At 74.4% G+C, this 10,200-nt stretch carries 8 protein-coding genes; 5 read left to right on the forward strand and 3 right to left on the reverse strand.

Annotated elements, in window-relative coordinates; all coding sequences use genetic code 11:
* From GPJ59_RS27735 to GPJ59_RS27745, 3 genes are all read left to right on the forward strand, one after another.
* A partial coding sequence (locus tag GPJ59_RS27735) for a TIGR02680 family protein (RefSeq protein WP_219670436.1) occupies positions 1-2,180 on the forward strand: 2,180 nt, incomplete at its 5' end.
* Positions 2,177-3,430, forward strand: a complete 1,254-nt coding sequence (locus tag GPJ59_RS27740; RefSeq protein ID WP_308120522.1) for a TIGR02679 family protein — start codon at positions 2,177-2,179, stop codon at positions 3,428-3,430. The genes GPJ59_RS27735 and GPJ59_RS27740, both read left to right, overlap by 4 nt.
* Before the next feature lie 130 nt (positions 3,431-3,560).
* Positions 3,561-4,133, forward strand: a complete 573-nt coding sequence (locus tag GPJ59_RS27745) for a DM13 domain-containing protein (RefSeq protein WP_219670438.1) — start codon at positions 3,561-3,563, stop codon at positions 4,131-4,133.
* A 55-nt stretch (positions 4,134-4,188) separates the two neighbouring features.
* On the opposite strand, the gene GPJ59_RS27750 is transcribed toward GPJ59_RS27745, so the two are convergent.
* The gene (locus GPJ59_RS27750; RefSeq protein WP_219670439.1) at positions 4,189-5,226 is read right to left on the reverse strand and encodes a LysR family transcriptional regulator; all 1,038 of its coding nucleotides are present in this window, start codon (positions 5,224-5,226) and stop codon (positions 4,189-4,191) included.
* 12 nt (positions 5,227-5,238) lie between these two features.
* The gene (locus GPJ59_RS27755) at positions 5,239-7,074 is read right to left on the reverse strand and encodes an ABC transporter substrate-binding protein (RefSeq protein WP_219670440.1); all 1,836 of its coding nucleotides are present in this window, start codon (positions 7,072-7,074) and stop codon (positions 5,239-5,241) included.
* A gap of 269 nt (positions 7,075-7,343) precedes the next feature.
* Between GPJ59_RS27755 and GPJ59_RS27760 the strand changes: the two genes are divergently transcribed.
* Complete coding sequence (locus GPJ59_RS27760) at positions 7,344-8,627, forward strand: alpha/beta fold hydrolase (protein ID WP_219670441.1); 1,284 nt, start codon at positions 7,344-7,346, stop codon at positions 8,625-8,627.
* 37 nt (positions 8,628-8,664) lie between these two features.
* Positions 8,665-9,801 carry a M6 family metalloprotease domain-containing protein gene (locus tag GPJ59_RS27765; RefSeq protein WP_219670442.1) on the forward strand — a complete coding sequence of 379 codons (1,137 nt, stop codon included), beginning with the start codon at positions 8,665-8,667 and terminating at the stop codon, positions 9,799-9,801.
* On the opposite strand, the gene GPJ59_RS27770 is transcribed toward GPJ59_RS27765, so the two are convergent.
* A complete protein-coding gene (locus GPJ59_RS27770) occupies positions 9,779-10,069 on the reverse strand; it encodes a DUF397 domain-containing protein (RefSeq protein WP_219670443.1) in 291 nt (96 codons plus the stop codon). The genes GPJ59_RS27765 and GPJ59_RS27770 overlap by 23 nt on opposite strands.
* Positions 10,070-10,200: the final 131 nt, after the last annotated feature.

The raw sequence follows: 10,200 nt of genomic DNA on the forward strand, positions 1-10,200 counted from the left end.
CGGCCGGCGGCCCGGCCGGCGGTCCGTCGCTCGCCGACGTGCTGTGCCCGGCCGTCGACCGCGGCGATGCCCGGGCGGCGTCCGTAGGGGAGGAGACGGTGGCCCGGCTGCTCGGGGCGATCGGCCTCGGGGCGCCCGCCAGTGGGCCCGTCGGGGACCCGACAGCGGACCCGACAGCGGACCCGGCAGCGGACACCTGGGCCGCGCCCGACGGCCGCTACCGGGTCGGTGCCCTCACGGGCCGGTGGGCCAAGCCCGCCGCCGAATTCATCGGAGAGGGTGCCCGGGAGGCCGCGCGGCGCATCCGCATCAACGCCCTGCGCATCGAACTCTCCGGGCTCCAGGAGCAGTCGGCTGCCGTCGCCGAGCAGGTGCGGGTTCTGGCAGCGCGCCGCCTCGCACTCGACACGGAGCTGGCCGCCGTACCGGACGAGGCGTCCCTGACCCGGGCGCACGCCGGCGCCGTCGCTGCCGCCGACACCGTACGTCGGGTCAGGCTTCGCCGTGAGGCACGAGCCGCCGAGGTACTGGCCGCCGGCGAGCGGGCCGAGCGGGCCACCGCCGAACTCCACGAGACCGCAGCCGATCTGGGCCTGCCCGCCGACCGGCCCGGGCTGGCCGCCGTACGACAGGCCCTCGGGGAGCTCGCCGTGGTCCTGGCCGAGCTCTGGCCCGCGCTGCGCGAGCGTACGGAGGCATCCCGTCAGGCGGGGGAGGAACGCGAGGAGGCCGGACGGGCGGCGGAGCGCACCGCCGAACTCGGCCTGCGGGCGCAGGACGCGGCCCGGCAGGCGGCAGCCGACGACGAGCGGCTCGCGACACTGCGCTCGACGGTGGGCGCGGCCGTGGCCGAGCTGGAGCGGCGGCTCGCCGACACCGCGCAGGCCTTGCGCCGGTGCGCGGCCGACCAGCGGCTGGTCCAGGACCGGCACACGGAGGCGGACCGGCGGGCCAGCCGGGCCGAAGGCCGGATCGAACAGCTGGAGAAGGACATCACCGTCGCTGCCGCCGCCCGCGCCGAAGCCGTCGCCGCACTCCAGCGGTTCACGGCCACCGGGCTGATCACGGTGGCTCTCCCCGACCTGGCCGTACCCGCGGTGGGGGAGGAGCCGTGGGCGGCGACCCCGGCGATCGCCCTCGCCCGCTCCCTCGAAGCGGAGCTGGCCGCGACCGACGACTCGGACGGCGCGTGGGAGCGCGTGCAGCGGCGGCTGAGCGAGGAGCTCAAGACCCTCCAGGACGCGCTCTCCCGGCACGGCCACACCGCGTCGGCCCGCATGGTGGAGGAGGGGATGGTCGTCGACATCGTCTACCAGGGGCGCGAGCGCGCCGTACCCGAACTCGTCGAGGCCCTCAGGGTGGAGGTGGGGGAGCTCACCCGCATCCTGTCCGCGCACGAACGCGAGATCCTCGAAACCCACCTCATCACCGAGGTCGCGGGCACGCTCCAGGAACTCATCGGGGCTGCCGAGCGCAAGGTCCTGGCCATGAACGCCGAGCTGGAGGAACGCCCGACCTCCACCGGGATGACCCTGCGGCTGGTGTGGCGGGCCTCCCGCAAGGCCCCGGCGGGACTGGCCCAGGCCCGTGGCCGGCTGCTGCAGACCGCCGACGCCTGGACCCCGGAGGACCGGACAGCGGTCGGGGAGTTCCTGCAGGCGCAGATCGCCCGCCAGCAGACCGAGGACGTGGCCGGCAGCTGGCTGGAACACCTCACCGCCGCCCTCGACTACCGCTCCTGGCACGAGTTCGGGGTCGAGCGGCTGCAGCACGGCCGCTGGGTGCCGGCCACGGGACCGGCTTCCGGCGGCGAACGCGTGCTGGCCGTCTCCGTACCACTGTTCGCCGCCGCCTCCTCGCACTACGCGAGCGCGGGCAGCCCGTACGCACCCCGGCTCGTGACCCTCGACGAGGCGTTCGCGGGGGTCGACGACGACTCGCGCGCCAAATGCCTCGGCCTCCTCCACGCCTTCGACTTGGACGTGGTCATGACCAGCGAGCGGGAGTGGGCCTGCTACCCGCAGGTCCCCGGCATCGCGATCGCCCAGCTCTCCCGCGTCGACGAGGTGGCCGCCGTCCTGGTCACCCGCTGGGAATGGGACGGCACGGCCCGCACCCGCCACCCGGACCCGGTGCGTCCGGCCGAGCCGGAGCCGGAGCCGGAGGCGCTGTGGGCGTGAGCCGGCCGGCGGTCGACGAGGCCCGCCTGCACCGGCTCCTCGGCGCGGCGGACCTGGCCTGGCTGGTCGACCGCCTGCGCCGCCGGCTGGAACGAGGACAGCCCCTGACCACCGGCACCGTCTCCTTGGCCGCCCCCACCCCCGCCCAACGGCTCGCGGCGGAGCGCCTGTTGGGCCGTGCGCCGGGCGGCGGCGGGTCGCTGACCGTACGGCTCGACGCCGTGGACGCCGTACTGCGCCGGTCGGGCATCAGCCCCGAGGGCCTGCCGGCGGCGGTGTCCGCGCTCACCGGTCCGGTCGTCCCTCTCAAGGAGGCCCGCCGGACCGAGGAACAGGCCTGGACCGAGGCCTACGCCCCCCTCACCCTCCTCGCCCAGGACGAACCGCTCCTCGCGGACTGGGCGGCCCGGGTGCGCGAGACCGGCCTCGTACGACGCCTCGCAGGCACCCCCGCGGCCGCTCGCACGCTGCTCGACCGGGCGGCGCGCGTGCTGCGGGAACTGCCCGCCGAGCCGGCCCGCTCCCTGGCCGTGTTCGCCGCGGACACCCTGGGCAGCTCCCACGCACTGGACGACGGCACCCCTCTGGCTGCCATCGCCCTCTCCGGCGTCCGCGCCCTCACCGGCCATCCGGACGGTACGGGCGCCGCCTGGCGACGGGCCGCCTGGGCCTCGGCCGGCCTGCTCCGCGACGACGTCTCCTCCACGGTCCTCACCCTGAACCTCCGCGGCACCCCCGCCCTGGACTGGATGGCCGACTCGGGCGAGCCGTCCGTCCTCACCCTCCGCCAACTCGCCCACCACCCGCCGCAGACCGCGCCCCCGCTGATCCACATCTGCGAGAACCCCGCGGTCCTCTCGGCCGCGGCCGACACCCACGGCGCGGGGTCCTCCCCCTTGGTCTGCCTCCAGGGCCAGCCGTCGGCCGCCGCCCTCACCCTCCTCGCCCATCTCCGCGGACTCGGAGCGTCCTTCCGCTACCACGGCGACTTCGACTGGGGCGGCCTGCGCATCGCGACGACGCTGCTCCAGCACATCCCGTGGCGACCTTGGCGCTACACCGCCGACGACTACCGCGCGGCGGTAGCCGCTGCCGATGCTGTTCCTCCGCCGCTGACGGGCAAGCCGGCGCTGTCCCCGTGGGACCCGGACCTGGCATCCGCCCTCGCGGAACACGCAGTCCGCATCGAGGAGGAGGCGGTCCTGGAGACGCTGCTGTCAGACCTCGGGCCGGCGTCCGGGTACTCCTGAGTGGACGGAGCTCGGGCGTGGTGGCTCCGTCCACTCGTCAGGTCCGTAAGACTTTCGTCATCCGGGGAGACGTGGTCCCGGGGGGTGTGGTGGCGTTGAATCGTTCCAGGACGAGAACGAGGAGCGGGTCGTGGGGCGTGCGGGTGGGCGGCGTAGGCCGTTGGTGATCGGTGGGGCGGTGCTGGGCGCGGTGTTGCTCGCCGTGGGGCTGTACTGGTTCCAGCCGTGGAAGCTGTGGCAGGACCAGACGGTCAGTGAGGCGCTGCCGAGTGCTGCGGCGAGTGCGTCGGTCCCCGCTCCGGCCGCGTCGGGGCCGAAGGGGGCCACGCCCCCGGCCGCCGAGCCGAAGACGATTGCGCAGGGACGCCTGATCAGCCACGAGCACACCACCACCGGGACGGCGAAGATCGTGCGGCTGGCGGATGGTTCGCACACCCTCCGGCTGGAGGGGCTGGACACCAGCAACGGGCCGGACCTGCGGGTCTGGCTGACCGATGCCCCGGTGAAGGAGGGCACGGCCGGCTGGCGCGTGTTCGACGACGGCAAGTACGTCAGCCTGGGCAAGCTCAAGGGCAACAAGGGCGACCAGAACTACGAGATCCCGGCGGACGTGAAACTGTCCGAGTACAGCAGCGTCACCATCTGGTGCGACCGGTTCGACGTCTCCTTCGGCGCCGCCGCGCTCACCGCCACCGCTGCGTGAGGCAGTGCGCGACGACGCCGCGTCGTCCGCCGAGTCAGACCGCCTGGACGCCGCGTCAGCCCGCCTCAGCCCGCGTGGACGTGGGGTCGGCGCGCCCGGTCCGGTTCGGCTTCGCGGAGGACCTCTCGGGTGACCGCGGCCACCTCGCCCTGGCCGACGACCGCTGCCAGGCCGCGTACGCCCGCCCCGCCGCAGCCGTCTCGCGGTAGCCGGTGGCGACGTGGTGGAGGAGGGCCGGGGCCACCGGGGCCAAGGGGCTGTCGTGGCGCCAGGCCAGCACATGGCGGTACCACAGGGGGTCGCCCACCAGAGGCCGGACCGCGATGCCGGGGACCTCGATGAACGTGGCCTGGCAGAGGCTGACCGCCAGCCCGGCGCGGACGAGCTCGATCAGCTGGCGGCCGTCCGCCTCGTACGGGGTGTGCGGGCGGCGGCCGGTCAGGGCGCAGACCGAGGACCAGTACTCCGGCGTACGGTCCCCGTCGGGCCGGGGCACCGCCCAGTCCTCGTCCAGCAGGTCGGCCAGGGCGACCTCCTCCCGCCGGGCGAGCGGGTGCCCGGCCGGCAGCAGGGCGAAGACCGGCTCGGTGACGAGCGGGTGGAACCGTACGCCCGGGCGCGGGGGCAGCTCCTCGCCCGGGTGGTCGCCGAGCACGGCCGCCTCCAGCCGGCCCGCCGCGAGGTCGTCGAGCAGGGCCACGGGGGAGTAGGCGCAGCGCGAGGTGAGGTCCGCGCCCGGCAGCAGCGCCTTCACCGCGAGGAGGAGGTGTCCGAGCAGCGGGGCGCCGACCGAGCCGATCCGCACCTGGTCCGGGGCCCGCTCACGGCGCGCCGCGCGGGCGGTGTCCGCGAGCAGCCCGTCGATCCCCGGCAGGACGGCGCGGGCCCGCCCCAGCACCAGCTCCCCGAAGTGGGTGGGGACCGTGCCGGCCGGCTGCCGCTCGAAGAGGACCCCGCCCAGCATGGCCTCGATGCGCCGCAGTTGGGCGCTGAGCCCCGGCTGGGTCAGGCCCAGCGCGGCGGCGGCGCGGGTGAGGCTTCCGGCGTCGGCGATCGCGCACACCACGCGCAGGTGCCGTACCTCCAGATCCATGGCCGCCGGTCCTCAGGACCCGCCCCCGCCCCCCGGCGAATTCGAGGGCTCCTTCAGGCCCACCGTCGCGTAGTCGATCTGCCCGCCGAAGGAGGTGTGCCCGAAGGCGCCCGCGATGTTGGTGCCGACCAGCAGCGGCATGCGCTCGATGACCGCCGGCATCACCGGGGCCTGGGCGAGGATGCGCCCGTCCAGCTCCTGCCAGGCCGTGTTCGCCGCGCGGGCGTCCGTCATCGCGGCGATCTCGTCCATGCGGTCCATGGTGGCCCGGTCCCGGAAGAGCGAGTGGTTGCCGGAGTTGCCCTTCTCCTTGATGTAGCGGCCGTCGAACATGAAGGGCAGGAAGGTGGAACCCGAGGGGTAGTCCGGGCACCAGCCGGTGTAGACGAGGTCGCTGCGGCTGCCGGTGTCGCCGATCGTGTCGTAGAAGGCGGACGGGTCCACCGTGTCGATGGTCACCTTGATCCCGGCGCGGCCGAGCGACTGCTGCACCGCCTCCGCCACGCCCTTGTCCCCGTTCGGGACCGTGATGGTCGTGGTGAAACCGTCCGGCTTCCCGGCCTCCCGCAGCAGCTCCTTGGCCTTCGCGACGTCGCCCGTGGCCGGGATGCCCAGGGTGTCGGGCTGCTTGCCGCCGTCGAACAGCGGGCCGGGCATCAGCGCCGTGGCGACGTCCCCGAGGGCCGGTCCGCCGGCCGCGGTGAGCATGGCCTCGCGGTCGAGCGCGTACTGGACGGCCCGCCGGACCCTGACGTCGTCGAACGGGGCGCGCCCGGTGTGCATCTGCACCATGTCCGTGCAGTTGGAGGACTCGGCGAGCAGCCGCGCCTTCACCTCGGGTCTGGTGAGCACCTTGGGGGTGCTCTCGGGCCGCAGCTTCCCCCAGGACACGGCCGAGGCGTCCGCGCCCGAGCTCGCCACGAGCCGGTCGTCGACCTGGTTGGCCCGCAGGCCCATGGTGACGACCACCTTGTCCGGGTAGGCCTTGCGGACCTGGTCCGTACGCGGGTCCCAGTGCGGGTTGCGGACCAGCACCAGCTGCTTGTCGCGGTCGTACGTCTCGATCTTGTACGGGCCCGAGGAGAACGGGCGGCTGTCGTACTGCGGGCCCTTGTCCTGAGCCTTGGGGACCGGCGCGAAGGTCGGCAGCACCGTCGCGTACGGGAACTCGGCGAACGGCTTGCGCAGCACGAAGACGATGGTGCGGTCGTCGGGCGTCCTGATCGAGTCCAGCCCCTGGCCGCCGGCCGGGCCGCGGTAGCCCTCGGCGCCGGCGAGGTAGCGGGCCGGGTAGTCGGGGCCGCCGGGCAGGTCGGGGGAGAAGGACCGCTCCACGTTGTACTTGACGTCCTGGGCGGTGATCGGCGAGCCGTCCTCGTACGTCAGCCCCGGCTTGAGCTTGAACGTCCAGGTCCGGGCCCCGTCCGAGGGCGTGCCGAGGTCCTCGGCGAGGTCGGGCACGAGCTCGCCGCCGGCGGCGCCGGGGGCGGACTTGTAGGTCACGAGGGTGCGGTAGAGGAGGCGGGTGGCGAAGTCCATGTCGCCGACGACCCAGTTGCGGGCGGGGTCGAGGTGGGTGAAGTCCTGGTTGGACAGCACCGTCAGGGTGCCGCCGCGCTGCGGGGTCCCGCCTATCACCGTGCCGACGTTGGCGGTGGCGGGGTTCGGCCTCCCGTCGGCGCCGCCGCTGCCGCTGCCGTCGGCCTTGCCGCCGCCGCCGGAACAGCCGGCGGCGGCAAGGGCGAGGGCCAGTGCTGCTGCTGCCTGCGCGGTGGCGCGGGCGCGAAGGCTGGGGCGGGCGTGGCGGGTGCGTCCAGTGTGTGGCGTACGTCGGGTACGTCGGGCCATGGGGTCCTCCGGGGAGTGGGAGCGTGGCCCGCACCCTAGTTATGTGACATTGCACTGACAAGATCCCCAGCACCCGTCGCCACCCCCCAACACCGCGTTATGCCCAGGCAGGAGCTCCCCGGACCGGCGGCCGCCGACCCATGCTGATCGCGCCCCAGGCCCCGCGCCCCGCGCAGCCCGCACCCCCCCAGCGCGCCCCCCCGGCACCTCCCCGGCGCGCCCCCGCGCCCCAGCGCCCCCTCGGCCCTCCGGCCATCGGAAAGGCACCCATGAACCCCGCGTACGCCACCGTCGACCACGTGTTCCGCGTCCCCCTCGACCACCACGCACCCGGCGACGGCCCGACCATCGAGGTCTTCGCCCGCGAGGTCGCCGACCCGGCCCGGACCGGCGAACAACTGCCCTGGCTGCTCTACCTCCAAGGCGGACCGGGCGGCAAAGCGCCCCGCCCGTCGGCCGGTTCACCCGGCTGGCTGCCCCGCGCGCTGGAGACCCACCGTGTCCTGCTCCTCGACCAGCGCGGCACCGGCCGCTCCACCCCGGTCACCGCCCGCTCCGCCGCCCGCTTCGACTCGCCTGCGCGCCTCGCGGCGTACCTCTCCCACTTCCGCGCCGACGCGATCGTGGCCGACGCCGAACTGATCCGCCGCCGGCTGTGCGGCGACGACACCCCCTGGGAGACGCTCGGCCAGAGCTACGGCGGGTTCATCACCCTCACGTACCTCTCCCGGGCCCCCGAGGGCCTGCGCGCCTGCTACGTCACCGGCGGACTGCCCGGCCTCACCGCCACCGCCGACGACGTCTACGCCCGCACCTACCCCCGCGTCCGCGACCGGGTGCTCGACTTCTACGCCCGCTACCCGGACGACGCCCCGCGCCTGCGCGCGATCGCCGACCACCTCGCCACCGGCGACACCGACACCGCTCTGCCCGACGGCGACCGCCTCACCGCCCGCCGCCTGCGCAGCCTCGGCCTGGTCCTCGGCATGGGCGACGGGTTCGAGCGGCTCCACTGGCTGCTGGACGAAGCCCTCGGCGACGACGGCGAGCTGACCGACACCTTCCGCCAGCAGGTCGGGGCACTGACCGGGTTCACCGACAACCCCCTCTTCGCCGTCATGCAGGAGACGATCTACGGCGGCCAGGGCGACGGCAGCCCCACCGCCTGGGCGGCCGCCCGGGCCCAGCCCCGCTTCCCCGAGTTCGCGCCCGACGCCGATCCCCTCCTGCTCACCGGGGAGATGATCCACCCCTGGATGTTCCGGGAGATCGCGGGCCTGCGCCCCTTCGCGGAGGCCGCCGACCTCCTGGCCCACCGCACCGACTGGCCCCCGCTCTACGACCCCGACCGCCTCGCCTCCAACGACGTCCCGCTCGCCGCGGCCGTCTACCACGACGACATGTACGTCGACGCCGGCCTCTCCCTGGACACGGCGCGCCGGACCGGCGCCACCCGGGTATGGGTCACCAACGAGTGGGAGCACGACGGCGTCACCGCCTCCGGCGGCCGCGTCCTGTCCCGCCTGATGGACCTGGCCACGGGCCGCGCGTAACCCTTCCTGCTTCTCTCCGCAACGGGAGTTCCCTGACATGTCCGTGCCCGCCCCGTCCCACCGCCCCCGCGTCACCATCGCCGCCGCCGTCACCGTCTCGGCCGCCGCCGTCCTGTCCTGCCTGGCCTCCCCGGCCCCCGCCGCCGCGACCACGGCCGACGCCCTCGCCCCCGCCGCCGCGTGCGCCCTGCCCGGCCGCACCGGCTGGACCGACGAGGGCCACGACACCGACCGCGTCCAGTTCCAGCCGTCCACCGGCACCCGCCGCGTCCTGACGCTGTTCGTCGACTTCCCCGACGCCCCGGCCACCGACACGACGGACGCGTACGCCGCCCATCTCGCCCCCGCCGCCGACTGGTTGACCTCGGCAAGCTACGGCCGCCTCCGCCTCGCCGTGGACCCGCTGCACCGCTGGATCCGCATGCCGGCGCGCTCCGACTCGTACGGGTTCGCGCGCGGCCTGACCTTCGAGGCCCACGAGGCGTACGTACGCGACGCGGTCGCGGCCGCCGACCCGTACGCGGACTTCTCCCGCTACGACATGGTCTACGTGGTCCCGACCCGCGCGGCGACAGCCGTGTCCTTCTCCCCGACCTACCTCTACGACCCCAAGACGCAAGGGGTGACCGCCGACGGCACCCGGCTGAAGTGGGCCGTGACGTTCGGTCAGGACATGTGGCACTGGGGGCCGAAGGTCGCCGCCCACGAGACGGGCCACACCTTCGGCCTGCCGGACCTGTACGCCTTCTCGGGCTCGACGCACCGCTACGTAGGCGGCTGGGACGTGATGGGCAACATCGCCGGACACGCACCGCAGTTCCTCGGCTGGCACTCCTGGAAGCTGGGCTGGATCCGCGACCGCCAGGTCGCGTGCGTGGCGGCGCCGGGGCGCCGCACGGTGGCACTGACCCCGGTGGAACGCCCCGGCGGCACGAAGATCGCCGTGGTGCGCACGGGCGACACGACGGCGTACGTCGCGGAGGCGCGGGAGGGCCAGGGCGTCCTCGTCTACGCGGTCGACTCCGCAATCCAGACGGGCGAGGGCCCGGTCCGCGTCATGAACGGCCTGGCGGCGTACGGGCCGGGGCAGACCTTCACCGATCCGGACGCGGGCGTCCAGATCGATGTCCTGGCGGAGAACGTGGTGCGCGTCAGGCTTGCGCGTACGCGGTGAAGGCGGACCAGGCCTGACGGGAGAGGGCGAGCGGCTGCCGGGCGATGTCCTTGGAGTCCCGGACGAGGATGGCGGCCGGGTGGGCGGCAACCTCAACGCAGTTGTCGCCGTCCCCACCGCTGTGGCTGCTCTTGAGCCAGCCGACTTCTACGCAGTTGTCGCCGCTGTCCCCGCTGTAACTGCTCTTGGTCCAGGCGATTTCTACGCAGTTGTCGCCGCCCCCGCCGCTGTAGCTGCTCTTGAACCAGGCCAGTTCGTCGGTGCTCATAGCGCTCCGTAAGTTGTTAAGCGGCCCGGGAGGGCCGGGTGTGGCTGATAGCTCTCTGCCAGTCGTGGCTCGCGAGGAGTGGCCGCCCGGCTCTCCGGGGCGCCCTGGCTGCTGATTGAGATGTGCGCGCC

Source organism: Streptomyces bambusae, from assembly GCF_019400985.1.
Lineage (GTDB): Bacteria > Actinomycetota > Actinomycetes > Streptomycetales > Streptomycetaceae > Streptomyces > Streptomyces bambusae_A.